22 protein-coding genes, 1 tRNA gene and 1 pseudogene are annotated in these 24,474 nt (G+C 71.6%); 10 read left to right on the top strand and 14 right to left on the bottom strand.

The features are described 5' to 3' along the window. Nucleotides 1–5 precede the first annotated feature (5 nt). Nucleotides 6–464: a DoxX family protein gene (locus ACZ56E_RS18050; protein WP_471215150.1), complete on the top strand. Its 459-nt coding sequence runs from the start codon at nt 6–8 to the stop codon at nt 462–464. Nucleotides 465–525: 61 nt separating this feature from the next. Here the strand turns inward: ACZ56E_RS18050 and ACZ56E_RS18045 are convergent, their stop codons facing one another. Further along, the gene (locus ACZ56E_RS18045; RefSeq protein ID WP_471215148.1) at nt 526–1,110 is read right to left on the bottom strand and encodes a superoxide dismutase family protein; all 585 of its coding nucleotides are present in this window, start codon (nt 1,108–1,110) and stop codon (nt 526–528) included. A gap of 252 nt (nt 1,111–1,362) precedes the next feature. Here ACZ56E_RS18045 and ACZ56E_RS18040 point away from each other — a divergent pair, with 252 nt between their 5' ends. Further along, complete coding sequence (locus ACZ56E_RS18040) at nt 1,363–1,986, top strand: DedA family protein (protein ID WP_468600614.1); 624 nt, start codon at nt 1,363–1,365, stop codon at nt 1,984–1,986. An 875-nt stretch (nt 1,987–2,861) separates the two neighbouring features. Here ACZ56E_RS18040 and ACZ56E_RS18035 read toward each other — a convergent pair. Next, on the bottom strand, nt 2,862–3,083 hold the full coding sequence (locus ACZ56E_RS18035; protein ID WP_062769581.1) for a DUF2277 domain-containing protein: 222 nt from the start codon (nt 3,081–3,083) through the stop codon (nt 2,862–2,864). Nucleotides 3,084–3,222: 139 nt separating this feature from the next. Here ACZ56E_RS18035 and ACZ56E_RS18030 point away from each other — a divergent pair, with 139 nt between their 5' ends. After that, complete coding sequence (locus ACZ56E_RS18030; RefSeq protein WP_468600615.1) at nt 3,223–3,576, top strand: hypothetical protein; 354 nt, start codon at nt 3,223–3,225, stop codon at nt 3,574–3,576. An 83-nt stretch (nt 3,577–3,659) separates the two neighbouring features. Continuing rightward, nucleotides 3,660–3,956 (top strand): hypothetical protein, encoded by a 297-nt coding sequence (locus ACZ56E_RS18025; protein ID WP_468600616.1) that lies wholly within the window; start codon nt 3,660–3,662, stop codon nt 3,954–3,956. Between the two features lie 87 nt (nt 3,957–4,043). On the opposite strand, the gene ACZ56E_RS18020 is transcribed toward ACZ56E_RS18025, so the two are convergent. Both ACZ56E_RS18020 and ACZ56E_RS18015 read right to left on the bottom strand, forming a co-directional pair. Then, nucleotides 4,044–4,934: a DUF2382 domain-containing protein gene (locus ACZ56E_RS18020; RefSeq protein ID WP_471215144.1), complete on the bottom strand. Its 891-nt coding sequence runs from the start codon at nt 4,932–4,934 to the stop codon at nt 4,044–4,046. A 296-nt stretch (nt 4,935–5,230) separates the two neighbouring features. After that, nucleotides 5,231–5,302, bottom strand: a tRNA-Val gene (locus ACZ56E_RS18015). 187 nt (nt 5,303–5,489) lie between these two features. Here ACZ56E_RS18015 and ACZ56E_RS18010 point away from each other — a divergent pair. The 4 genes and pseudogenes from ACZ56E_RS18010 to ACZ56E_RS17995 form a co-directional block, all read left to right on the top strand. After that, nucleotides 5,490–6,293: a DUF4097 family beta strand repeat-containing protein gene (locus ACZ56E_RS18010; protein WP_471215142.1), complete on the top strand. Its 804-nt coding sequence runs from the start codon at nt 5,490–5,492 to the stop codon at nt 6,291–6,293. A gap of 79 nt (nt 6,294–6,372) precedes the next feature. Further along, on the top strand, nt 6,373–7,896 hold the full coding sequence (locus tag ACZ56E_RS18005) for a hypothetical protein (RefSeq protein WP_471215140.1): 1,524 nt from the start codon (nt 6,373–6,375) through the stop codon (nt 7,894–7,896). A gap of 59 nt (nt 7,897–7,955) precedes the next feature. Next, nucleotides 7,956–8,591: a bifunctional 4-hydroxy-2-oxoglutarate aldolase/2-dehydro-3-deoxy-phosphogluconate aldolase gene (locus tag ACZ56E_RS18000; protein WP_471215138.1), complete on the top strand. Its 636-nt coding sequence runs from the start codon at nt 7,956–7,958 to the stop codon at nt 8,589–8,591. Nucleotides 8,592–8,761: 170 nt separating this feature from the next. After that, nucleotides 8,762–9,694 (top strand): annotated as a pseudogene (locus tag ACZ56E_RS17995) (sugar kinase); the annotation flags it as partial. A gap of 587 nt (nt 9,695–10,281) precedes the next feature. Here ACZ56E_RS17995 and ACZ56E_RS17990 read toward each other — a convergent pair. The 4 genes from ACZ56E_RS17990 to ACZ56E_RS17975 all read right to left on the bottom strand — a co-directional run bounded on the left by ACZ56E_RS17990 (nt 10,282) and on the right by ACZ56E_RS17975 (nt 15,565). Then, a complete protein-coding gene (locus tag ACZ56E_RS17990; protein WP_471215136.1) occupies nt 10,282–10,512 on the bottom strand; it encodes an FmdB family zinc ribbon protein in 231 nt (76 codons plus the stop codon). 9 nt (nt 10,513–10,521) lie between these two features. After that, nucleotides 10,522–11,325, bottom strand: a complete 804-nt coding sequence (locus ACZ56E_RS17985) for an HAD family hydrolase (RefSeq protein WP_471215664.1) — start codon at nt 11,323–11,325, stop codon at nt 10,522–10,524. A 5-nt stretch (nt 11,326–11,330) separates the two neighbouring features. Further along, a complete protein-coding gene (locus ACZ56E_RS17980; RefSeq protein WP_471215134.1) occupies nt 11,331–14,252 on the bottom strand; it encodes a phosphoribosyltransferase domain-containing protein in 2,922 nt (973 codons plus the stop codon). 128 nt (nt 14,253–14,380) lie between these two features. Beyond that, nucleotides 14,381–15,565, bottom strand: coding sequence for an HpcH/HpaI aldolase/citrate lyase family protein (locus ACZ56E_RS17975; protein ID WP_471215132.1), 1,185 nt, complete (start codon nt 15,563–15,565; stop codon nt 14,381–14,383). A 248-nt stretch (nt 15,566–15,813) separates the two neighbouring features. Here ACZ56E_RS17975 and ACZ56E_RS17970 point away from each other — a divergent pair, with 248 nt between their 5' ends. Beyond that, nucleotides 15,814–16,692 carry a TerD family protein gene (locus ACZ56E_RS17970; RefSeq protein WP_471215130.1) on the top strand — a complete coding sequence of 293 codons (879 nt, stop codon included), beginning with the start codon at nt 15,814–15,816 and terminating at the stop codon, nt 16,690–16,692. A gap of 32 nt (nt 16,693–16,724) precedes the next feature. Here the strand turns inward: ACZ56E_RS17970 and ACZ56E_RS17965 are convergent, their stop codons facing one another. The 6 genes from ACZ56E_RS17965 to ACZ56E_RS17940 all read right to left on the bottom strand — a co-directional run bounded on the left by ACZ56E_RS17965 (nt 16,725) and on the right by ACZ56E_RS17940 (nt 21,304). Next, the gene (locus ACZ56E_RS17965; RefSeq protein WP_471215128.1) at nt 16,725–17,465 is read right to left on the bottom strand and encodes a TerD family protein; all 741 of its coding nucleotides are present in this window, start codon (nt 17,463–17,465) and stop codon (nt 16,725–16,727) included. A 156-nt stretch (nt 17,466–17,621) separates the two neighbouring features. Continuing rightward, nucleotides 17,622–18,764: a DUF475 domain-containing protein gene (locus ACZ56E_RS17960; protein ID WP_468600634.1), complete on the bottom strand. Its 1,143-nt coding sequence runs from the start codon at nt 18,762–18,764 to the stop codon at nt 17,622–17,624. 64 nt (nt 18,765–18,828) lie between these two features. After that, nucleotides 18,829–19,404, bottom strand: a complete 576-nt coding sequence (locus ACZ56E_RS17955) for a TerD family protein (RefSeq protein WP_471215127.1) — start codon at nt 19,402–19,404, stop codon at nt 18,829–18,831. Nucleotides 19,405–19,535: 131 nt separating this feature from the next. After that, complete coding sequence (locus ACZ56E_RS17950; RefSeq protein WP_362994506.1) at nt 19,536–20,111, bottom strand: TerD family protein; 576 nt, start codon at nt 20,109–20,111, stop codon at nt 19,536–19,538. Between the two features lie 113 nt (nt 20,112–20,224). Then, nucleotides 20,225–20,683 (bottom strand): peroxiredoxin, encoded by a 459-nt coding sequence (locus ACZ56E_RS17945; RefSeq protein WP_468600638.1) that lies wholly within the window; start codon nt 20,681–20,683, stop codon nt 20,225–20,227. 189 nt (nt 20,684–20,872) lie between these two features. After that, nucleotides 20,873–21,304: a DUF3052 domain-containing protein gene (locus ACZ56E_RS17940; protein ID WP_468600640.1), complete on the bottom strand. Its 432-nt coding sequence runs from the start codon at nt 21,302–21,304 to the stop codon at nt 20,873–20,875. 368 nt (nt 21,305–21,672) lie between these two features. On the opposite strand from ACZ56E_RS17940, the gene aceE reads away from it, so the two are divergent. Then, complete coding sequence (aceE, locus tag ACZ56E_RS17935; RefSeq protein WP_471215125.1) at nt 21,673–24,405, top strand: pyruvate dehydrogenase (acetyl-transferring), homodimeric type; 2,733 nt, start codon at nt 21,673–21,675, stop codon at nt 24,403–24,405. The last annotated feature ends 69 nt before the right edge of the window (nt 24,406–24,474 follow it).

Here is a 24,474-nt window from a genome sequence, read left to right as displayed (position 1 = left end):
CCACCATGACTGGACGTCTCAACAGCGCCCAGCCCTACGCCCTCGGCCTGTTCCGCATAGTGATCGGCCTGCTCTTCGCCTGCCACGGAGCCGCCTCGCTCTTCGGCGTCCTCGGCGGCGCCGCGGGCGGCGGCACGATCGACGCCGGCACCTGGCCCGGCTGGTACGCGGCCGTCATCCAGCTCGTCGGCGGCGCGCTGGTCCTGCTGGGCCTCGGCACCCGGGCCGCCGCGTTCGTCTCGTCCGGCTCGATGGCGTACGCGTACTTCAAGGTCCACCAGCCGGAGGCGCTGTGGCCCATGGAGAACGGCGGCGAGGCCGCGGCGATCTTCTGCTGGGCCATGCTGCTGCTCGTCTTCACCGGGTCCGGCGCGTTCGGCCTCGACCGGTTCTTCGCCTCGCGGGGCGAGAGCGGGGCCGGTGGTAAGGACGCGGACTCGAAGGCCACGCCGGTAGCGGCCTGACCCGCACCCGGCACACAGGGCGGCGCCCCCTTCCTCACCCGGGGGCGCCGCTTTCCGTTTGTCACGCCCGGTCGCCCTTCGCGTGCCCCCGGGGCTCGAACGGCACCGTGAAGCACGCGGCCCGGTCGCCCGCGCCGCCCGGCTCGCGGTGCAGCACCACGGAGGCGGCCTCGCCGGGCCGGAAGCCCCAGCCGTGGACCGCGCGCGCCGATCCGGAGCCGTCCGCTCCGGCGGTGAAGTCCAGCCACACCTCGTTCTCCGGGTTGAGATAGGCCGGGTCCTTCGACGGCTGCACCGGGTCGACGCGGTGCTGATAGTGGCCGCCCGAATCCTCCGGTTCCGGGCCGCACGGCTTCCGGTGCACGTGCACGCCGTACGCGTGGCCCGGCTTCATGCCCCTGACCCGCAGGGTGACGGCCATGCCGCCGTCGACGCCGCGCTGCGCGACCTCGATCCACGACGCCGCGGGGACCAGTCTCTGGTCGTACGTCACCGCGGGCGAGGGGATGAAGGCGGTGGGCGGCGCGAACCGCGCCTCGACCCGCACCCCGGGGCTCCCGGCGGCCGCGCCACCGGTCACCCCCAACACGGCCACGGCCACGGCCGCCATGCCGCTCCCCACCCATGTCAGCACCCTCACCCTCATCACCGGCTCCGTCCCAGAGGCCATGCCGCCCATGTCCCGCTCGGGCGCTGACTCGTTCGTACGGGACTTCGGTGCCGTACGCCGCATCGGAGGAGGCAGCCGGGTGAACGTGACGTAGGGAACATCTAAACCCCCAGTGGATCTCTCGCCCGCCGCGCGGCGTACGCTGTACAGCTGTCACCAGGCCGCCCCTGCCGTTCCCCGAGACACAGCGGCAACGCGCTGCCAACCGGGGAGTAACGGGGAGTTACGGTGCTTGAGAGTGTGGGGGCCTTGACCGGCAGTCCGTGGATCTACGCGGTCGTCGCCCTGTCCGTCCTGTTCGACGTGTTCGTTCCTGTGCTGCCGAGCGGCGTCCTCGTCATCATGTCGGCCACGGCGGCCGCGGCGGCGGGAACCGGGGCGGGGCAGGTGCCGCACGGCGTCCCCGACATCCTGATGCTCACCCTCTGCGCGGCGACGGCCTCCGTGCTCGGCGACATGGTCGCCTTCCGCCTGGCCTGGCGCGGCGGCGAGCGCCTCGACCGCGCCATCGCCCGCTCCCGGCGCCTGACCACCGCGCAGGAACGACTCGGCACCGCGCTCGCGCGGGGCGGCGGCATCCTCGTCGTCATCGCGCGCTTCGCACCGGCGGGCCGCTCGATCGTCTCCCTCGGCGCGGGCGCGGCCCACCGCAAGCTCCGCGAGTTCCTCCCCTGGTCGGCCCTGGCCGGCCTGGCCTGGGCCGGCTACAGCGTCGCCCTCGGCTACTTCGGAGGCCAATGGCTCGGCGCGACGTGGCTCGCCACGGGTGTCTCCCTTCTGGCCCTGTTCGCGGCGGGGGCGGGGGCGGCGTTCTTGGTCCGCCGCCCGGGGTCGGCCGCAGCAAAGGCATAGGAACCCGCGTACCCCGCAGGGCCCGTGGCCCTCGGCTCCTGGGGCACCCACACCCACGCCCCTGCGCCCACCCCGACCGGGGCGGGCGAACGACGTCGGGGACCGGACGCGCACCCCGGGCCCTCGGCTACCGGGGCACCCACGCCCACACCCCTGCGCCCACCCCGACCGAGGTGGGCGAACGACGTCGGGGACCGGACGCGCACCCCGGGCCCTCGGCTACCGGGGCACCCACGCCCACACCCCTACGCCGACCCCGACCGAGGTGGGCGAACGACGTCGGGGACCGGACGCGCCCATGGCGCAGGCGGCAGGCCTGCGGCCTCGCAGCCCCGGAAACCCCACTCACGTCCCCGCCCCTCGCCCATCCCGACCGCCCGGCGGGCGTTCCTGGCACACCACCCAGGACCGGACGCAACAGAGGCATCAAAATCGCGCGGCCCGCACGAGCCTCCGGATCCTCGGAAACCACCCACGTTCCCGCCCCTCCGCCCACGGGCGCTCCTAATGCGCCATCGAGGCCGGACGCCGCCTGGGGCAGTTCCCGGCCCCGCCCGGGCGCCGGGCCCCCGAAAAGCCGCTCACGCCCCCCTCGGCCGACCGGGCGCGCACAACGCCGACCTGCCCCTGGGCAGCGGCGAGCGAAGGGGCAACCGCGTACAGGCTCAGCCACGACGACCAGCGCGCCCGGAGTCGTACGGCTTCGGCGGGGCAAGTTCTCGCGGCCGCTTCCCGCGATGCGCGCACGGGCGGGCGCGAAGGCGTCACCCGGCGCCCGGCGTCTGCCCGTCGCAGCCGGGGCCGCCCGGGTGCCCATGGCCGCCCTCGGCGGGTGGGAGTCCTGCCCCTGGGGCAGGCACGCGCCGCTGCGGCGGCTACGACGCGCGCGCCCCGCGTACTTCCAACCCCGCCAGCAGCTCCGCCGTCGCCTCCGCAACCGCGTCCACCGCTCGGTCGAACACCTCGCGGTTGTGTGCGGCCGGGGCGCGGAAGCCGGAGACCTTGCGTACGTACTGGAGTGCGGCGGCGCGGATCTCCTCCTCGGTGGCGTCCTCGGGGATGGCCGGTGGGCGGAGCGTCTTGATGCTTCGGCACATGACTCCAGCTTGCCACCGCCGGGGCGGCGTCGGGCCCCGCCGAGTCACCGGCGAAATCGAATCGCATCGTCACCGGCGGAATCGAATCGCATCGCCGGATCACTCGCACACGTAATTCGAACAGGAGTACCATTACGGCGTGCCCGCCACCCCAGCCCCCCATGACTTCCCGAGCGACCTCCTCGCCGGCCAGGAGGAACTGCACCAGGTCCGCTCCACGCTCCTGGCGCTGCTCAAACGCCTGCCCTGGTCCGTCGAGCCCCTCGACGGCTTCAGCGACACCGGCGGCTGGCGCAAAGTGGAGCGCCCCGCATCGCCCGGCTGGAGCCCCGACGAACAGGCCGAGGTCGAGAAACTGCGTACGCGGGAAAGGGAGTTGGCGGTCTTCGTGAGCTGCCACCGTTACTGGGAACAGGTCTCGGCGCCGGACGTCGTCGCCGCGCGGGCCCGCCTCAAGCACGCCCACGAGACACCGGACGAGTCCGCGCCGTAAAGCCATTGACAGGCGCAGAGCGCGGGCGTTGACTCCCTACCAGCCGCGCACAAGAGCCCCCTTCGAGCCACGGAGGTGCAGCCATGAACGTCTTGATAGTCGTCGCGATCCTGGCCCTCTTCGGCCTGGGCTTCGACCAACCTCTGCTGTGGCTGGCCGCAGCGGCACTCGCCTTCTACCTGGTGCGTTTCTACGAGGGCGGTTCGGCCGGCAAGAAGAGCGGTTCCGGGAGCGGCGGTAGCGGCACGAGCGCCGGAGGGGGAGCCGGCGCAGGTGGCGGCGGCTACCCGAAGACGTACCGCGACTACCGCATCCGCAAGGAACGCCAGGAGCGCTGGGACCGCCGATACCGCAGAACGCACCCCGGATCCGGCCGCTGAAATCCCCGCCGGGACGGCCGAAGAGCAGCGCCACGCGCAGGCCCCCCGCCGACGTCGGCGGGGGGCCTGCGCGCAACCGCAGCGGGGTCAGTGACGCGGCCCCTGCTTCCGGTCACGCCAGTCCTGGCCCTTCGCGTCGCCGCGCTCACCCTTCGCGCGCTCGAACTCGATCTGCTCCTTGCGCACGGAGTCGGAGACCTCCTGCGTCTCGGTGACCTTCTCGGTCTCCAGCCGCACGCGCTCGACCGGCACCGACTCCTTGCGGACGACGGGCTTCTCCGCGTGCAGGGTCACCTCGGTCTCGGCCTCGCCGATGTTGGACCGGGTCTGCTCGCCCTCACGGATGGGCTCGCGGACCACCCGGACCTCCTCGTGGGAGATGGGCACGGACGTCTTCACGTCCTCGGTGACGACCACCTTGCGCAGCCGGGCCCGCCCGACCACTTCCTCTTCCTTCCCCACGCGCAGCCGCTCCTCGGAGCGCACCATGTCCTCGGCCTTGCCGGTGTCGGCCGCACCGGCCCGGGTCGCGAACTCGCGCGAGCCACCCGCGCCCGCGCCGGCCATACCGGCACCGGCTCCGGCACCCGCCATGCCCGTCCCGGAGGTGGTACGCGTCTCGTTGCCGCCCGCCATGCCCCGCGTCGTCGCGTCGGGCCGCGCGAGCCCGTAGTGGGCGTAGAGCTCGTGCTCCTCACCCGGCTCCAGGTGCTGATCGGCGTCGATACGAGGGGCGTCCTTGACGGCCTCCTTCGTCGTCGCCACATGCAGCTTGTCCTCCTGACGGCGGGCGCCGGCCAGCGGAACGAAGCTCTGCTTCATACCGAAGAGACCAGTCTTGACGGTGATCCACTCGGGGCGGCCGGTGCGGTCGTCCAGATAGACCTGCTCGACACTGCCGATCTTCTCGCCGGTCCGGTCGTAGGCCGTCAGGCCCGCAAGCCCGTCGGGGTTGGTGAAGGCCTCGCCCTGCGTCATGGGTGATCACTCCCTTGGAGCGCGCGACAGGCGAAAATCGACTTTCGCCTCGGAGGACGCACGCCTCCCCTCCATCGCGCTCCGCCCGACGGCACACCGCAACCAGGAAAGTCACGCACCGTGCCCGGCCTCCCCGGTAAATGCCGCGCAGAGGCACGCCTGCGGCCATCGAACGGATCTGGCCGCCCCCCGGCCGATTAGCCCATTCGAGCTACCCCCCATGCGGCATGAAGAAGCCCCCCGGCCGATCACGGCTGGGGGGCCACAAGCAGGACTGCACCTGCTTCTTCACCCGGTGGGCGCGGACGGTTTCGAACCGCCGACATCCTCCTTGTAAGGGAGGCGCTCTACCCCTGAGCTACGCGCCCGGGACGAGTGGACAGCCTACCTTGCCGCAGGCAGTGCCCCGCAAACCCCTTCTTGTCACCGGTCGGGCGGGCGTCGACCCCGGGGGTTAACCCCACCCCTGATCCGGTGGCCGGCGGGATCCTCCCGGCTCGGGCGGCTCCGTAGAGTCTGACCGGCAGCACAAGATCACTTCAGGGGGAGCCCGTCATGACCGTCCGCACCCGTCGCCGTCCGCGCACCGCTCGCGCACTCGCCGCCGTCGGCGGGACCGCGGCCGTCGTCCTGCTCGTCGGCGGGTGCGGGGCCGACGCATCGGACGACACCGAACCGGAGCACCGGACGTTCGCGCTGACGGGCAAGACGCTGACCGTCGCCTCCAGCGACTCCACGCTCGAACTGGTCCCCGCCGGCAGTGACGCCAAGGACGTGCGGGTGACCCGGTGGTTCAAGGGCGAGACCATGCTGGGCGGCGACCCCAAGGTGACGTGGAAGATGGACGGGGACCGGCTCACGCTCGACATGGAGTGCTCCGGAGTCATCGCCAACTGCTCGGCCAAGCACCGCGTCGAGGTGCCGCGCGGGGTCGCGGTGACCGTCGAGAACAAGGACGGCTCGGTTACGGCGCGGGGGTTCAAGGACGCGCTGAAGGTACGTACGAAGGACGGTTCCGTCACCGTCAAGGACATCGCCGCACCACTCGACCTGCGCAGCTCCGACGGCTCCGTCACCGCGCGCCACATCACGTCGCGGCAGGTGGCCGTCGACTCCAAGGACGGTTCCGTACGGCTGGAACTGGCCGCCGTGCCCGACCGCGTGGAGGCCCGCAGCAAGGACGGCTCCGTCGACATAGCGGTGCCCGGTGCGAAGAGCGGGAAGAAGGTCGCGTACGACGTACGGACCGATGTCTCCGACGGCTCCGTCGACGTGTCCGTGCCGCGCGACGACAACAGCCCCCACCGCCTGTCCGTCCGCAGCGCCGACGGCAAAGTCACTGTGCGCAGCGCGAACTAACCGGCCCGTGTATTCGTCCTTAACCGGTGGGAGAATGTGACACCGGGCAGGGCGGATGAAACAGCACGGGAGAGGGATAGTGACGGCGACACCTTCGCAGCCGTACACACCGGACAGAACCGAGGCCGAGAGCACCACAGCAGCAGCGACAGCGCCAGCCACACCTACAGGAGACGTGCCGGGCTCGGTGCGTACGGCTCGTACTCGGCGCGGCCCCGCGCCTCGGCCCCGGCTCCGGTCCCGCGGGAGCGTGCGCCGCGTCGGCCCCCTCCGTGACGCCCTCCACTCCCTCGCCCTCGTCACCGCCGTCACCCTCTCCCTGCCGCTGCTCGCCGCCGCCGTACCGGCCGCGTTCGCGGGCGGCGGCACCCGCCGGTGGTTCGGCGGCCGCGGCGAGAGCGTGCGCGCCGAGGCGCAGGCCGCGAAGGACGACGCTGCCGCCGCCTTCTACGAACTGGACACCGCCCAGCGCGATCTGCGCATCTCGATAGAGACGATCGTGGCCGTGGACTCCTCGCCGGCGGCCCAGCGCGCCGTCTCGGACTTCGAGGCGATCGGGCGGCGCATCGACGAGGTCAGCCACCAGTACATCAGCGCGGTGGACGCCCATGACCTGGACCGGGACGACCTGGAGTCGTCGGTCGCGGCCCGTGCCAGGACCGAACTCACCGCCGCCAAGGCCGAGCTGGGCAAGGCCAAGCAGGATCTGGACCGCTTCCAGCAGGGGCTCGGCCCGCTGCTCGACAAGGCCGAGACCCAGCTGGCGCGGCTCGCCCCCGCGGTGGAGCGGGCCCGCCAGACGCTGCTCGCCGCGAGCAACGCCCTCGACGCCGTGCGGGCCGCGGGCCTCAAGGCCGACGACCTCGCCGCCCGGCTCGCCGCCCTCGGCCCCGAGCTGACCAAGCTCAACCAGGGCGCGGGCCGGCACGGCGTACCGGAGACGCTGCAGCGCGCCGACCGCGTCCTGCGCGATGCCGAAGCCGTGCGTGCCGAAGCCGAGCGGCTACCCGAGCGCGCCGCCGAGATCGACCGGCGGCTCGTGTCGCTGCGCACCCGCGCGCAGGCGCTGACCACGCGCAGCGGCCAGGTCGAACCCGTCCTCAGCGAGCTGCGGCGCAGGTTCTCCGCCGCCTGCTGGCAGGACCTGCAGCACGTCCCTGACCAGGCCGCGGACCACGTGCGCCAGGCCGAGGCCAAGCTGGCGGAGGCGCGGCAGGCCCGTGCGGAGCAGCGCTGGCCGGACGCCACCGCCCGGCTCTCCACGGTCCGCGCGCTGCTGAACTCCACGGACGAGGCGGTCTCGGCGGCCGGTGACCGCCTCCAGCGGCTGAACGCGGTGTCGAAGGACCCGCAGCAGGAGATCGACCGCACCCGCTTCGCGATCCGGGACGCACAGCGCCTGGCGATGGCGGGCCGCCAGACCCCCGAACCACGCCATGCCCGCCCGCTGGACGACTCCGTGGCCCGCCTGGACCGCGCGGTGGCCTCCCTGGAAGGCCGCCACCCCGACTACTGGCACTTCCTGACCGAGACCGAGGCGGTCCGCACGACCGTGGCACGCGTGGTCGCGCAGATCCGGGAGGAGCGGGGACAGGGGGCCTGAGAGCCTGCGCCCCAACCCCGGCCGGGGTACGGCTTGAACCACTGTGCGAATGTGGGGAGATGCGTGACTTCCCCACGGATCTCCGGGCGCGGCGCCTCGTCGCCATCGTGCGCGGCACCGATCCCGACGCCTCCTTCCGTACGGTCATGACACTCGTGGAGTCCGGCGTTCCGCTGGTCGAGGTCTCCCTCAGCGGCGCCGACGCGCTGGGCGTGCTGCGCCGGGCGCGGGCCGAACTCGGCGCGGACGCCTGGCTCGGCGCGGGCACGGTCCGCACCGCCGACGACGCGCGCCGGGCCGCCGAAGCGGGGGCCGACCTCATCGTCACGCCCGGGCTCGGCGCGGGCGTCGACGAGGGGGTGCGCCTCGGACTCCCGGTGCTCGGCGGGGTCCTCACGCCCACCGAGGTCATCGCGGCCGAGGCGGCGGGCGTGACGGCGCTGAAGGTCTTCCCGGCGTCGTCGATGGGCGGCCCCACGTATCTCAAGGCACTGCGCGCCCCCTTCCCCGACACGGACTTCGTGCCGGTCGGCGGGGTGGACGCGGTGGCCGCAGAGGCCTATCTGGCGTTCGGCGCGGTGGCGGTGGGCGTCGGCTCACCGCTGATCGGTGACGCGGCGGACGGCGGCGATCTGGGCGCGCTGCGGGACCGGGCGGCGGAGTTCGTGGAGGCCACGGCGGTGGCACCCCGATGAACACACCACCAACACCGCCCCCGCCCCCGAGCCCGACTCCGCCCCCGAGCTCGACTCCGCTTTCGCCCCCGACTTCGACCGCGGCCCCGACTCCGCCCTCGCCCCAATCTTCGACCTCGACCCCTACCCCACCCTCGCCCTCATCCCCGCCCCCGGCCCCGCCCCCCTGGGACGTCCTCACCCTCGGCGAGACCATGGTCGCCCTGCGCGGCAGCGGCCCCCTCAAGCTGGGCGGCTCGATGGACGTGTCGGTCGCGGGCGCCGAGAGCAATGTCGCGATCGGCCTGTCGCGGCTCGGCCACACCGTCCGCTGGGCGGGCGCGGTCGGCGACGACGAGGCCGGTGAGCTGGTCCTGCGCACGCTCCGCGCGGAGGGCGTCGACGTCACCGCGGCCACGCGCGACCCGCAGGCCCCGACGGGCCTTGTCCTCTTCGAGCCGCGGCTGCCGGACGTGACCCGCGTGCACTACTACCGGGCGGGGTCGGCGGGTTCCCGGCTCACCCCGGACGCGGTCGAGGCGGCCTTCGCCACCGCCGGGCCCCCGCGCGTCCTGCATCTGACGGGCATCACGCCGGCGCTCGGCCCGTCGGCGGCCGAGGCGTGTCGGCGCGCCCTGCGCCTCGCCCGCGAGCACGGCACCCAGGTCTGCCTGGACGTGAACTTCCGCTCCCGCTTGTGGAGTCCGGAGCAGGCGGCGACGGAGCTGCGCGAGTGGATCCCGTACGTCGACGTCCTCATCGCCTCCGACGACGAACTGCCGCTGTGCCTGCCGTCGGACGCCACGGAGAAGGGCCTCATCGACCGAGGCGTCCGCGAGGTCGTGGTCAAACTCGGCGCGGACGGCGCCACGGTCCACACCGCCGAGGGCGAACTCCACTCCCCCGCACGCGAGGTGCGGGCCGTCGACCCGGTGGGCGCGGGCGACGCGTTCGTCGCCGGCTACCTGTCGGCCCTGTTCGACGGCACGGACGTCCAGGACCGCCTGACCCGCGCGGTCACGACGGGCGCGTTCGCGGTAACGACCCCCGGCGACTGGGAAGGCGCCCCGACACGGTCGGAACTGGCCCTGCTGGGGGCGGGCGGGGGAACGGTGGTCCGCTAAGCCCTGCGGGGCTCTGGGCGTGCAGCCGCCCGGCGGGAGGGGGAGCCCGCCGGGGGGGGAGCCGGGGGTGGCAGCCGCGGGGGTGGAAGCCGCCGGGGCGCAGCCGCCGGGGGTGCAGCCGCGGGGGGCAACCGCCGGGGGCAGCCGCGGGGGGGGGCAACCGCCGGGGGCAGCCCCTCAGGGAAAGCGCCCGCAGGGCCGCTTTCAGGGGCGCGGGGAACTGCGCGCCCAGCCACACCCAGCCCGCAGACAAACCCCCCGCCCCACCCCAACGGCGCCCTCCCCCGCCGGGGCAGGCATCCGCGGGGGGGGCAGCCGTCGGAGGAAGCCCCGCAAGGAAAGCGCCCGCAGGCCCGCTTTCAGGGGCGCGGGGAACTGCGCGCCCAGCCACACCCAGCCCGCAGACAAACCCCCCGCCCCACCCCAACGGCGCCCTCCCCCGCCAGGGGAGGCATCCGCGGGGGAGGGATCCGCGGGCAGCCCCGCAAGGAAAGCGCCCGCAGGCCCGCTTTCAGGGGCGCGGGGAACTGCGCGCCCAGCCACACCCAGCCCGCAGACAAACCCCCCGCCCCACCCCAACGGCGCCCTCAGCCGCAACAACCCCCACCACAGCAACCACCACCACCGCCGCCGCCACCGCCCCCGCGAGCCGCAGGCGCCGACGCGGCGGCCGAACCCCCGACAGCCACAGTGGAAAGCAACTTCACCGTGTCCTCGTGCCCACCGGGGCACACCGCCGGATCGCCCGACTCGGCCATGGGACGGCTCAGCTCGAAGGTCTCACCACAGGACCGGCACCGGTATTCGTATCGAGGCATGGCCCCAGGCTATCGGGGCCCCACCGCCTCCAGGAACGCCCTGGCGATCTCCTCCCCCGCCGCGACCCCGCGCTCACCGAGCACCGTGAGGCCCGGCGCGACGAACCCCGTGTCGGCGAGCTCCCCGTGGCCGGGCCGCCAGGAGCGGTCCGCCGCGAGCAGCAGGTCCGCGTCGAGCAGCGAGTCCCCCGCCGCGAGGACCTCCGTCGCGCCGGCCCGCCGCGCGACCTCCCGTACCGCCGCGCTCTTGGTGAGCGGCTTCGGCACGGCGTAGAGCTTGCGGCCCTGCAGCGAGACGGTCCACCCGCGCTCCTCGGCCCAGACGGCGAGCTCCTTCACCCACTCCCCGGGCAGCAGCGCGCGCTCGACGACGAGGTACGCGAAGAGGTCCTCGGCGACGCGCTCCTTGAGCAGCCACGCCGGGTCGGCGGTGCGCACCAGGTGGGCGCGGACCTCGTCGAGCGTGGCGCACTCGGCGGCGAGCCGGCGGTCGACCGCCGCCCGCCAGTCGGGGTCGGAGACGCCGTCGACGAGCAGGTGCCCGCCGTTGGCGCAGATGGCGAACTCCGGTGCGGGGCCCGGCAGATGGATGCGCCCGTACTGTTCGCGGGTCCGGGTCGTGGTCGGCACGAAGACGGCCGTGCGGCCCAGCTCGTCGAGGAGTCCGGCGGCGGTCTCGGTGACGTACGACAGCGGCTTGCCCTCGTACACCTCGACGCAGAGCAGGCGCGGCGCCTCGGCGTCGGGCATGGCCAGGCCGAGGGCGGCGGTGGAGTAGATGAGGGTGCGGTCGAGATCGCTGGCGATCACCATGGTGCTCACTTGGCGGTCACCGCCCTGCCGTCCGCGCCCGTCGCGCCGCGCGTGTACTTGGGGTGGATCAACCCGACGCAGGTGTACGGGAGTTCGCCGACCTCCTCGACAGGCACACCCCTCTGCTCGGCGAGCAGGCGTACGTGGTCGAGGTCGGCCCCTGCGCCCGCGCGGGCCAGGATCTTCCAGGGGACGCGGCGAAGGAGGACGCGGGTCGTCTCGCCGACGCCCGGCTTGACGAGGTTCACGTCGTGGATGCCGTACTCCTCGCTGATGCGCTCGACGGCGGCCCAGCCCTCCCAGGTCGGCGCGCGGTCGGCGGAGAGCGCCTCCTTGACCTGCGCGTCCACCACGTCGTCGACCTCCGCGAAACGGCCCGCGATCGCGTCGATGAACTCGCCGGACACGTCCGCCTCCGCGAGCTCGCGGTAGAACTTCGCGCCGTGGAAGTCGTCCGGGCCGACCAGGTCCGCCCGGAGCACGGTGCGCGAAATCAGCCCGGACACCGTGGAGTTGAGGCAGGCGGAGGGGATGAGGAAGTCCTCGCGGGTGCCGAAGGTGCGGACGCACGAGCCGGGGTCGGCGAGCACGGCGATCTCCGCGCTGAACCCGACGGGGCCGCCCGTCGCCTCGAACTCCCGCACCGCGTCGGCCAGTTCGCGGGTGATCGCACCCTTGCCGGTCCAGCCGTCGACGAAGACGACGTCGGCCGGGTCGTGGTGGGCGGCGAGCCAGCGCAGCGCGTTGGCGTCGATGCCGCGGCCGCGCACGATCGACACGGCGTAGTGCGGCAGGTCGAGGCCGTGCCGGTGGGCGGCCCAGCGGCGCATCAGGACGCCGACCGGGGTGCCCGCGCGGGCCAGGGAGACCAGGACCGGACGCGGGGACCTCTCCGCGAGCACGGTCTCGGTGACGGTGCCGACGGCCTGCGCGATGCGGGCCGCGGACGTGTCGAGCGCGGCGCGGAACAGCTCCTGGTAGCGCTCGCTCGGCTGGAACTCGACGGGCAGCGACTCGGCGTAGTGCGCGCCACCGCTCTGTATCGCCTCCTCGCGCTCCTCCGTGGGGGCTTCGAGCGTGACGTCCGAGAGATCCTGGAGCAGCCAGCCGACGTCTTCGGGTGCGTACGAGGAGAAGACGGGGCCGCGAAGGGGCTCGGGAAGCATGCGGGACCTTTCAGGGACGCGCTCGGGTACGTAGGAGGGGACGACGGCCAGCAGGACGTGCCCGGTGTGTGCGGAGAGATGCGCCAACAGGCCGTCCGGGGCGTGCAGTTGCGGGGTGTCGGCGACCGAGTCCACGACCGCGACGACCGCGTCGAAACCGCCGCCCGCGACGTTGTACGCGTACCGCGTGCCGGGGCCGTCGGCGGGGTCGTCGTGCGCGGGGAAGGCGAGGCGGGTGCGTATCGCATAGCCGGGGTCGTCCACGGCGAGCACAGGCGACCGCGTCGTGGTCGAAAACCGCACCTCGCCCCCGCCCCGCACCACGCCACCGGCCGGCACCTCAGCACCGTCCCGCGCCGCGTCTCCGGTCCGCACCGCGTCTCCGGCCCGCGCCACGCCACCGGCCGGCACCTCGACACCGTCCTGCGCCTCAGCACCGTCCCGCGCCGCGTCTCCGCCCCGCACCGCGCCACCGGCCGGCATCTCGACACCGCCCCGCGCCTCAGCACCGTCCCGCGCCGCGCCTCCGCCCCGCACCGCGCCACCGGCCGGCATCTCGACACCGCCCCGCGCCTCAGCACCGTCCCGCGCCACGTCTCCGCCCCGCACCGCGCCACCGACCCGCGCCTCAGCACCGTCCCGCACCTCGCCACCGGCCCGCCCGGCGAGACCAGCCCGCCCGTCACCCCCGCCCCGCGCCTCGCCACCCGCCTGCTCGTCGGCCCCGGCCCGCGCCTCGGTGCCGACCCGCGCCCCTCCCCCGATCCTGCGCTCCAGCTCCACGCCCAGCGCGAGCGGGGCGTACATCAGCTCCTCGAAACCGAGGACGAGTACGCGGCGTGCCCCGGTCGGCAGGGCCTTCTCGATCTCGGCCGCCATGTCCGGCAGCGCCGCGTCCAGGGCGGCCCGGTGCGCCGGCGTGAACCCGTGGCGTCCGCCGTCGGGGACGCCCGCGGGCCAGCCGAGCTCGACGCGCGTGACAGGACCGTGTCCACCGTGTCCCCCGCCGGGCGGCGGACCGGGACGCGTCTCGTACTCGGCGACCAGCGCCTGCCCCTTCTCCAGGACGCCGTCGGGCAGCCGCACCGTGCCGGACGCCGTGGCGACGAGGTCGACGCGCGCGCCGATCTCGCGGGCGAAGTCGGCGAGCCGCCCCCGGTCCGCGGGCGAGCGCATGTCGACGAGCGCCACTATGACGTACCGCTCGCGGGGGAAGCGCTCGTGCAGGGCGCGGATGGTGTTGAGGACGGTGTTGCCGGTGGAGAACTCGTCGTCGACGAGGACCAGCGGTCCGCTCCCCGCGAGCAGCGCGGGGTCCTCGGGCAGCAGCAGGTGCGAGGTGGCGTGCGAGTGGGACTCCTCGAAGCCTCCCGCACGCTCGACACCGTCGACGGGGCGCCGGGTGGAGTGCAGATAAGGCGCGAGGGCGATGCCGTCGGCGACCGCGTGGCCGAGGCCCGTCGCGGTCTCCGCGTAGCCGAGGACGACGGCGCGCCGGGCCTCGTCGTCGCCGAGCAGCTCCCGCACGCGGACGCCGAGGTCGTGCCCGGCCGCGTACACGACCGAGGGGCGCTGGGGGACGTGCTTGCCCAGGACGTTCGACACCAGGAGGTGCGCCCGCTTGGGGTTGCGGCGCAGGGCGAGGCCGAGCAGGCCGCGCAGCGACGCGTCGCCGTCGAGCCCGACCCCGAGCCGCTCGGCGACCCAGGTCCCCGACCACGCCGTCGTCTCCGGCACCGCGTCTTCAGTCACGTACGTCATGTCCCTTACGTTCGTCGGCCGGGCAACCGGCTCGTTCATCGGCCGGGAAACCGGCACATTCGTCGGCCGGAGATCCGGCACCTTCGTCGGCCGGGAGTCCCGGCGGTCCGGCCGGGGAGTCCGGCCGGTCAAGCGGGAAGTCCCGCGGTGAGCAGCTCCACGAAGCCGATGTCCGCCTTGGCCACGCCGAAGACCTCGGCGCGCCGCAGGGTCCGCTCGGCCCAGGCGCGGTGCGGCTTCACCTCGTTCATCTTGTTCGTGTACGAGGAGCGCAGCACCCCGCCGCCGCCCCGCTCGGGCCGCAGGATGTCCTGGGCGTCGCTGAACTCCTCGTGGCTGACCACGGAGAGCGCGTGCACGGGCAGCACGTGCGAGGGGTGGATGCAGGTCTTGCCGAGCAGGCCGTTGGCGCGGTCGAGCTCGATCTCGCGGAGCAGCCCGTCCATGTCGTGCTCGATGAGGGCCTGGCGCAGCTCCTCAGCTCGGCTCTCCAGGAAGGGGCTGCGGCGCAGCTGCGGCTTGAACATCCGCTCCTGGACGCGGAAGTACTCCCACACCGGCCCGGTCACGGTGAAGCCCGTGCCGTCGGCCCTGCCGAGGACGTTGACGACGTCGGCGATGACGGAGGCGACGATCCGCACGTCGTACGCGGTCATGTCCGGCGGTCTGCGCAGTCCGTACGCCGAGCAGAAGTCGGTGACGCCGAGGCGCAGCGCGAGGACCCGGTCGCGATACTTGTCGACGGTGCGGGCGATGCCGGCGAGGGTCTCGGCGCGGCTCTCCAGGTGCAGCAGCTCGGGGGATTCCAGGACGGGCATGGCGAACAGCCGCCGCCCAGGCCCGGTGGACCCCGCCGCCAGCTCCGCCTCCGCGGCCACCACCGCCTCCAGGAACGGAACGCCCCGCTCCTCGGTGAACTTGGGCAGTACGAATCCGGACAACAGCCGGACGCTCGTCCCGAGCCTGCGGACGAGGTCGGTTATCTGCCCGGCGGCGCGGACCCGGATGAAGAGCAGCGGCGGCTCCACGTCCCGTTCCGCCAGGTCGGCGAACTGCCGGACCAGGTTCTCCTCGGCGTCGGCGACCTCGGAGTCGTCGATGGAGTCCTCCAGGCAGACGACCATGGAGATCACGCCGCGCCCGGCCTGCTTCATGATGTCGTCCGCGAGGCGGGGGCGGGTGGCCGGGCTGTACAGCGTGGCGCCCAGGGCGGACGCGAGCAGGTGGGGCGGGGAGCCCGCGGTGAAGGCACACGGCTCCCGGTGGAAGAGACGCTGACGCACCTCTGGGGCGATGTGCCCGAAATGACGCATGTGATTCCCCTGCTATCGCCTGTTTCATCGACGTGGGCCGTTTGGATGTGGCCGGTAATAGTACGTAGAGACGGGTGCCGGGGGTTCCCTCCGGGCATGAACTTCAGGTAACCCGGCCATGTCACACATGCTCACCACACCACCGTCGCACGTTCGCAGCATCCCGCAGGTCAGGAGCCTGATGGCGCGACCGGGACCTTCGGCCCCCCGCGTTGTCCCACCCGTGCGGGGGAAGGCAGGATGACCGTATGACGCACGCGATGTTGAAGGGGTCGAACGTCCCTCTCGAAGCCTCGTCCGTCCGCGCGGTGCTGCGCTGGGCTCCGGGCCAGGGCGTCCCCGACGTCGACGCGTCGGCGCTGCTGCTCGGCGGCGACGGCCGGGTCCGCTCCGACGAGGACTTCGTCTTCTACAACCAGCCCCGTCACCCCGGCGGCAAGGTGTGGCGGCTCGGCAAGAAGCGGGTCGCCAGGGGCCTCACCGACACGATCCAGACGGATCTGGCGGGTCTGGATCCGGCCGTGGACCGGGTGCTCCTCGCCGCGTCGGCCGAGGGCGTCTCCTTCGAGCATGTACCCGCGCTGCGGATCCTGCTCTTCGACGCCGCGGTCGCCGAGGGCGAGCCGCTGGCCTACTTCGACATCACGCCGCAGACCGGCGAGGAGACCGCGCTGATCTGCGGGGAGCTCTACCGCCGCGGTGAGGGCTGGAAGTTCCGCGCGCTCGGCGAGGGGTACTCCAACGGTCTGGAGGGGCTCGCCTCCGACTTCGGCATCTCTGTGGACGACTCGGATTCCGCGGCCCCGGATCCCGCGGCCGCACCCCCCTCGACGTCCTTCCCGCTGCCGCCCCAGCAGCCGGTACCGCAGCACCCCCAGCCCTCCGTCGCCCAGCCGGCCCCGCAGACGCCCCCGCAGCCGGCGTACGGCTATCCGCCCGAGCCGCCCCGCCACCCGGCGCCCCAGCCCGCCTACGGCTATCCGCCGGCGGCGGCCACCCAGCCCGCCCCGATCGCACCGCCGCCCCCGGTCGCCCAGCCGTCGTACGGCTATCCGCAGCCGGTGACGCCGATGCCGGACCCGAACTTCCGGCTGCCGCCGCAGGGGCCGCAGTTCCTGCCCCGCTGAGGGGGCTGGCCGGCCCGGTGGGTGCACGGGGCTCATCCCACCTTGGTCTTGTAGCCCCGGCCCCACTGCAGTCCCCAGCCGTACAGCCGGTCGAGCTCGGCCTGGAAGCCGTAGACGAACTTCACCTCGCGGCGCACGATCAGCTCGTCCTTCACGTTCTCGATGGAGACGACCGCGCAGGACCGGGCCTGCGGCTGCCGCTCGTCGAGGTCGATCTCGACGCGCGGGCCGTTGCTGGGGTAGAGCGTGACCTTCGCCTGCGTACGGTCGAAGGCCGGCGTCTGGTCGTAGATGTACGCGAAGACCAGGAGCCGCTTGATGGACTCGCGGTGGTCGAGGTTGACGTAGATGGTCTCGCCGGACGGTGAGCCGAACCGGTCGTCGCCGCTGAGCTTCACGAACGGCGGGCCGTTCAGGTCCCCGAAGAAGCTGCCGAGGGGCTGTACGACGCCCTTGGTGCCGTCCATGAGCTCGTAGAGGCAGCCGATGTCGAGGTCGACGTTGACCACGCCCTGGGTGTGCGCCTGGACCACGTCGGGCTGGAACAGTTTGAAGGGGTGCCGCAGCAGGCCGCCGCTCCGGGGCGGCTTGCCGATGAGGTCGGACGTACGCATCCGCCAGGACAGGTTGACGCGCAGATTGCCGGTGGCCGCGCCCTGTTTGGAGAGCGAGACCGTCGGGTGCCGTTTGGTGAGTTCGATGGAGTTGCTGGCGGCGCTGCCCGACTCGAAGTCCATCGAGCGCCCGCGCCACAGACCGTCCCAGAAGGACATTCCGCCCCCAAGTGCCCTTGTGTCGCCTACGAAACCGACGGGGCGGCCATGAGGACATCTCCTCGACGGCCGCCCCGCACAGAGCGTTCCTCACCCGGGCCGTCATCACACTCCGGGAACCGGAATCGGACAGCTCGGTGAGCGAATCAGTCAGTCTCAGACCCCTGAGGACACCTGGGTCTTGTCACCGCTCGCGTTCCCCTCGGCCGCTGCCAGCCTCCGGTTGCGCAGCACGGACGAGATGAAGGACCAGGCGATGAGGAGGACACCGACGGAGCCGGTGATGACCTCGTGGATCTCGTACTGGATGGTGACCAGGAGGATCACGGCGAGTGCGCCGATCGCGTAGTGCGCGCCGTGCTCCAGGTATACGTAGTCGTCGAGGGTGCCCTGGCGGACCAGGTAGACCGTGAGGGACCGGACGTACATGGCCCCGATACCGAGACCCAGCGCCATCAGCACGATGTCGTTGGTGACGGCGAAGGCGCCGATGACACCGTCGAAGGAGAAGGACGCGTCCAGGACCTCGAGGTAGAGGAACATGAAGAACGCCGCCTTGCCGGCCATCACGACGGCGGGGACCTTCTTGCCGGACCGCTTGGCCTCTTCCTCCTGCTCGTGCTCGCGCTCCTCTTCCTCCTCCAGCTTGTTCTCGAAGTAGCCGGAGAGACCGCCGACGACGAGATACGTGATCAGACCCGCGATGCCTGAGATGAGGACGGTCTGTGCCTTGTCCACATGCATGCCACCGTGCTGGTGGGCCTGGGTGGCGAAGGTCATCGCGGTGATCATGAGCACGATGAGGGCGATGCAGACCGACAGCATGTCGACCTTGCCGAGCTTGGCGAGCGGACGTTCGATCCAGCCGAGCCACTTGATGTCACGGTCCTCGAAAATGAAGTCGAGGAAGATCATCAGCAGGAACATGCCACCGAAGGCGGCGATCGACGGGTGGGCGTCGGTGACCAGCTGCTCGTACTTGTCCTTGTCGTTCAGGGCGAGGCGGACCGCCTCGATCGGGCCGGTCTTGGCGCTGATGGCCACGATCACGACGGGGAAGACCAGTCGCATACCGAAGACCGCGATCAGGACACCGATGGTGAGGAAGATCTTCTGCCAGAAGGCACTCATCTTCTTCAGGATTCCGGCGTTGACCACCGCGTTGTCGAAGGACAGCGAGATCTCGAGGACGGACAGGATCGCCACGACGCCGAAGCCGGTCCACCCCCCGTAGAACACCGCGGCGACAAGGCCGAGCGCGGTCACCGCGAACGACCAGCCGAAGGTTTTCAGAATCACTGGTTACCCAATCGTGTGTGTACGGGCTCCCGTTTAGCGGTCTCCCCCGCGCCGGTCCCCTGCTTTACGAAACGTTGACCCCGAAGTCTAGAGCGATACCACGCAGGCCAGACGCGTACCCCTGCCCGACGGCACGGAACTTCCACTCTTCCCCGTACCGATAGACCTCGCCGAAGATCATCGCGGTCTCCGTGGAGGCGTCCTCGCTGAGGTCGTAGCGCGCGAGCTCCTGGCCGTCCGCCTGGTTCACGACGCGGATGAACGCGTTGCTGACCTGGCCGAACGTCTGCCCTCTGTTGTCCGCGTCATGGATCGAGACGGGGAAGACGATCTTGTCGCAGCCGACCGGCACCTTGGAGAGGTCGATCAGGACCGACTCGTCGTCGCCGTCGCCCTCACCCGTGAGGTTGTCGCCGGTGTGCTCGACGGAGCCGTCGGGGCTCTTCAGATTGTTGTAGAAGACGAACCACTCGTCGCCCAGGACCCGGCCCGCCTTGCACAGCAGGGCGCTGGCGTCGAGGTCGAAGGGGGCGCCGGTGGTGGAGCGCGCGTCCCAGCCGAGGCCCACGAGGACCTGGGTGAGATCGGGTGCGGCCTTGGAGAGGGAGACATTGCCTCCCTTGGCGAGCGTGACGCCCATGGTGCTGGTCCTCCCCGTGGTGACGAGTGCCGTGCGCCCGCGGTGACGGGCGCACCAGGTGGTTGAGCACGTCCGGCGCCGCACCACGTGCGTGTGCGGCGCCGGACGGATGACGCGGGGGTGTGCTCGGCTCAGACGTTGACGCCGAAGTCCTGCGCGATGCCGCGCAGACCCGAGGCGTAGCCCTGGCCGACCGCGCGGAACTTCCACTCGGCGCCGTGGCGGTACAGCTCGCCGAAGACCATGGCGGTCTCCGTCGAGGCGTCCTCGGAGAGGTCGTACCGCGCGATCTCGGCGCCGCCCGCCTGGTTCACGACACGGATGAACGCGTTGCGGACCTGGCCGAACGACTGCTGGCGGTTCTCGGCGTCGTAGATCGAGACGGGGAAGACGACCTTCTCGACGTCGGCGGGGACCGCGGCCAGGTCGACCTTGATCACCTCGTCGTCGCCCTCGCCCTCACCGGTGGTGTTGTCACCGGTGTGCTCGACGGAGCCGTCGGGGCTCTTCAGGTTGTTGAAGAACACGAAGTTCTGGTCGCTGCTGACCTTGCCCTCCGCGTTCGTCAGGATCGCGCTGGCGTCGAGGTCGAAGTCCGTACCGGTGGTGGTGCGGACGTCCCAGCCGAGGCCGACCAGAACCGCGGTCAGGCCCGGCGCCTCCTTGCTCAGCGATACGTTGCCGCCCTTGCTGAGGCTGACTCCCACGAGTCCTCCCAATTGGTGTCCAGGGGCGGGGAGCCCCAAGCGTTGCGTTGCCATCGGATCAACGTGTGGATCCTAGTGACCGGTTCCCGGCCGCGAGCGAAAACGGGGCTTGCTCAGAGCGTTTCGAGAGCCTTGACGTACTCATTCAGGTCACGGGCGTCCGGCAGGCCGTTGACGACGCTCCAGCGCACCACGCCCTCCTTGTCGATGATGAAGGTGCCGCGCACCGCGCAGCCCTTCTCCTCGTCGAAGACGCCGTACGCGCGGGAGACCTCGCCGTGCGGCCAGAAGTCGGAGACCAGCGGGTACTCCAGGCCCTCCTGCTCGGCGAAGACGCGCAGCGTGTGGATGGAGTCGTTGGAGACGGCGAGCAGCTGGGTGTCGTCGTTGACGAACTTCGGCAGCTCGTCGCGGAGCGCGCAGAGCTCGCCGGTGCAGACGCCGGTGAACGCGAACGGGTAGAAGAGCAGCACCACGTTCTTCTCGCCGCGGAAGTCGGAGAGCCGCACGGTCCTGCCGTGGTTGTCCTTCAGCTCGAATTCCGGGGCCTTGGTGCCCACCTCGATCGCCATGAGTACGCATCCCTTCGACGGGGCCCCTCGGGTGGGGCCGTTCGGGTGACACCCACCCTACTTGCGGGGATCTACGCCTTTCGGGGTGCTCGGGGCACGCGTGAGGCCCCCGCCGACGGATGGTCGTCGGCGGGGGCCTCACGGTCGTTCTGCGGTGCCACTCTGCGGTCCGCCGGGGCGTCTGGCGCTCTAGCGCTTCTTGGCGGCGCCCTTGGGGGTGAGCAGCCGGCTGCCGTTCCAGTCCTTGCCGGCGTTGATGCTCTTGGTCTGGGAGAGGCCCGCTGTGGTGGCCGCCTCGCCGATCTCGCTCGGCTCGACGTACCCGTCACGACCGGTCTTCGGAGTGAGCAGCAGGATCGAGCCGCCTTCCTCCATGTAGGCGATGGCATCCACCAGCGCATCGGTCAGGTCCCCGTCGTCCTCACGGAACCAGAGCACCACGGCGTCAGCCACGTCGTCGTATTCCTCGTCGACGAGCTCGGAGCCAATGGTCTCTTCGATGACCTCGCGGAGCTCCTGATCGACGTCGTCGTCGTAGCCGATCTCCTGGACCACCTGGTCGGGCTGGAAACCAAGCCTTACGGCAAGGTTCGTCTCCGCGTGGTCCGCGGTCGCGCTCACGGATTGCCTCCTGATCATGTTTTTGGGAATGCCTGTCAGCCACGCGCGTGCGCGGGGCGTTGGCCGTAGTCCACACGGGCGGGACGGATCGCGCAAGTACCCGGCCGTCGAGACCGCCTAAACGGTGATGTTCCCGACCGTGTCGCCGCAACTGCCGCCACACCTGTACGAGGCCGAACGGCTCTGCGAAGCGGCTGGACACGTTGGGCGTATCGTTGCGATTTGGGCCGAGCCTACCCCAGGGTGGCCGGATGAGCGTCTCGGTTACCAATCGGTAGACATGACGTTTGCGTCCGCGAGGTACACGATGGGAAACGGTGCACGGCCAGGCACACCGCAGGCGAGAGCCCCAACAGCGAAGGAACAGCGTGGCTTCCGGATCCGATCGCAACCCGATCATCATTGGCGGCCTGCCGAGTCAGGTCCCGGACTTCGATCCCGAAGAGACCCAGGAGTGGCTCGACTCCCTCGACGCCGCGGTCGACGAACGCGGCCGCGAGCGGGCCCGCTACCTGATGCTCCGACTGATCGAGCGCGCCCGCGAAAAGCGCGTGGCCGTTCCCGAAATGCGCAGTACGGATTACGTCAACACCATCGCCACCAAGGACGAGCCGTTCTTCCCCGGCAACGAGGAAATCGAACGCAAGGTCCTGAACGCGACCCGCTGGAACGCCGCGGTGATGGTCTCCCGCGCCCAGCGCCCCGGCATCGGCGTCGGCGGCCACATCGCCACCTTCGCCTCCTCCGCCTCGCTCTACGACGTGGGCTTCAACCACTTCTTCCGCGGCAAGGACGAGGGCGACGGCGGCGACCAGATCTTCTTCCAGGGGCACGCGTCCCCCGGTATCTACGCCCGCGCCTTCCTCCTGGACCGGCTCTCCGAGCAGCAGCTCGACGCTTTCCGCCAGGAGAAGTCCAAGGCGCCCCACGGCCTCTCGTCGTATCCGCACCCCCGGCTGATGCCGGACTTCTGGGAGTTCCCGACCGTCTCCATGGGCCTCGGCCCGCTGGGCGCGATCTACCAGGCGCGGATGAACCGCTACATGGAGGCGCGCGGCATCGCCGACACCTCCAAGTCGCACGTCTGGGCCTACCTCGGCGACGGCGAGATGGACGAGCCCGAGTCGCTCGGTCAGCTCTCCATCGCCGCCCGCGAGGGCCTGGACAACCTCACCTTCGTCGTCAACTGCAACCTCCAGCGCCTCGACGGCCCGGTGCGCGGCAACGGCAAGATCATCCAGGAGCTGGAGTCGCAGTTCCGCGGCGCCGGCTGGAACGTCATCAAGCTGGTCTGGGACCGCAGCTGGGACCCGCTGCTCGCGCAGGACCGCGACGGCATCCTGGTCAACAAGCTGAACACCACCCCCGACGGCCAGTTCCAGACGTACGCCACCGAGACCGGCGCCTACATCCGCGAGCACTTCTTCGGCGACGACCACCGGCTGCGCGCCATGGTCGAGAACATGACCGACGAGCAGATCCTGCACCTGGGCCGCGGCGGTCACGACCACAAGAAGGTGTACGCGGCCTACGCGGCGGCCAAGGCCCACAAGGGCCAGCCGACGGTGATCCTCGCCCAGACGGTCAAGGGCTGGACCCTCGGCCCGAACTTCGAGGGCCGCAACGCCACGCACCAGATGAAGAAGCTGACGGTCGACGACCTCAAGGGCTTCCGGGACCGGCTGCACATCCCGATCACGGACAAGCAGCTGGAGGACGGCGCCCCGCCGTACTACCACCCGGGCCGGGACTCCGAAGAGATCCAGTACATGCACGACCGCCGCAAGGGCCTCGGCGGCTACGTCCCGACCCGCGTCGTGCGCGCCAAGCCCCTGCAGCTCCCCGAGGACAAGGCGTACGCGGCCGCGAAGAAGGGTTCGGGCCAGCAGTCGATCGCCACCACCATGGCGTTCGTCCGCATCCTGAAGGACCTCATGCGGGACAAGGAGATCGGCAAGCGCTTCGTGCTGATCGCCCCCGACGAGTACCGCACCTTCGGCATGGACGCGTTCTTCCCGAGTGCGAAGATCTACAACCCGCTCGGCCAGCAGTACGAGGCCGTGGACCGCGAACTGCTCCTCGCGTACAAGGAGTCCCCGACGGGCCAGATGCTGCACGACGGCATCTCGGAGGCGGGCTGCACGGCGTCCCTCATCGCCGCCGGTTCGGCCTACGCCACCCACGGCGAGCCGCTGATCCCCGTCTACGTCTTCTACTCGATGTTCGGTTTCCAGCGCACCGGCGACCAGTTCTGGCAGATGGCCGACCAGCTGTCGCGCGGTTTCGTCCTGGGTGCGACCGCCGGGCGCACGACCCTGACCGGCGAGGGCCTCCAGCACGCGGACGGCCACTCGCAGCTGCTCGCCTCCACGAACCCGGGCTGTGTCGCCTACGACCCCGCCTTCGGCTACGAGATCGCGCACATCGTCAAGGACGGCCTGCGCCGGATGTACGGCCCCGACAGCGAGGACGTCTTCTACTACCTCACCGTCTACAACGAGCCGATCCAGCACCCGGCCGAGCCCGCCGACGTGGACGTCGACGGCATCGTCAAGGGCATCTACCGCTTCAGGACCGGTGAGCAGGGTGCCATTCCGGCCCAGATCATCGCGTCCGGCGTCGCGGTGCCGTGGGCGGTCGAGGCCCAGCGGATCCTCGCCGCGGAGTGGAACGTCAAGGCGGACGTCTGGTCGGCGACCTCCTGGAACGAACTGCGCCGCGAGGCCGTGGACGTGGAGCGCCACAACCTCCTGCACCCCGACGAGGAGCAGCGCGTCCCCTACGTCACGCAGAAGCTGTCCGGCGCCGAAGGCCCGTTCGTGGCCGTCTCCGACTGGATGCGGAGCGTCCCCGACCAGATCTCCCGCTGGGTGCCCGGCACGTACCAGTCGCTGGGCGCGGACGGCTTCGGCTTCGCCGACACCCGCGGTGCGGCCCGCCGCTTCTTCCACATCGACGCGCAGTCGATCGTGGTCGGCGTGCTGACCGAGCTGGCCCGCGAGGGCAAGGTCGACCGCTCCGTCCTGAAGCAGGCGATCGACCGCTACCAGCTTCTCGACGTCACGGCCGCCGACCCGGGCGCGGCCGGCGGCGACGCGTAGCACTCCAGATACACAGCGCTCCAGATACACAGCGCTCCACCCGAAGGGCGGCGGGGTACGGTCCCGCCG

Source organism: Streptomyces sp. NPDC039480, from assembly GCF_055597165.1.
Note: the sequence above shows the minus strand (reverse complement) of the source record. Positions and strands in the feature narration are given on the sequence as shown.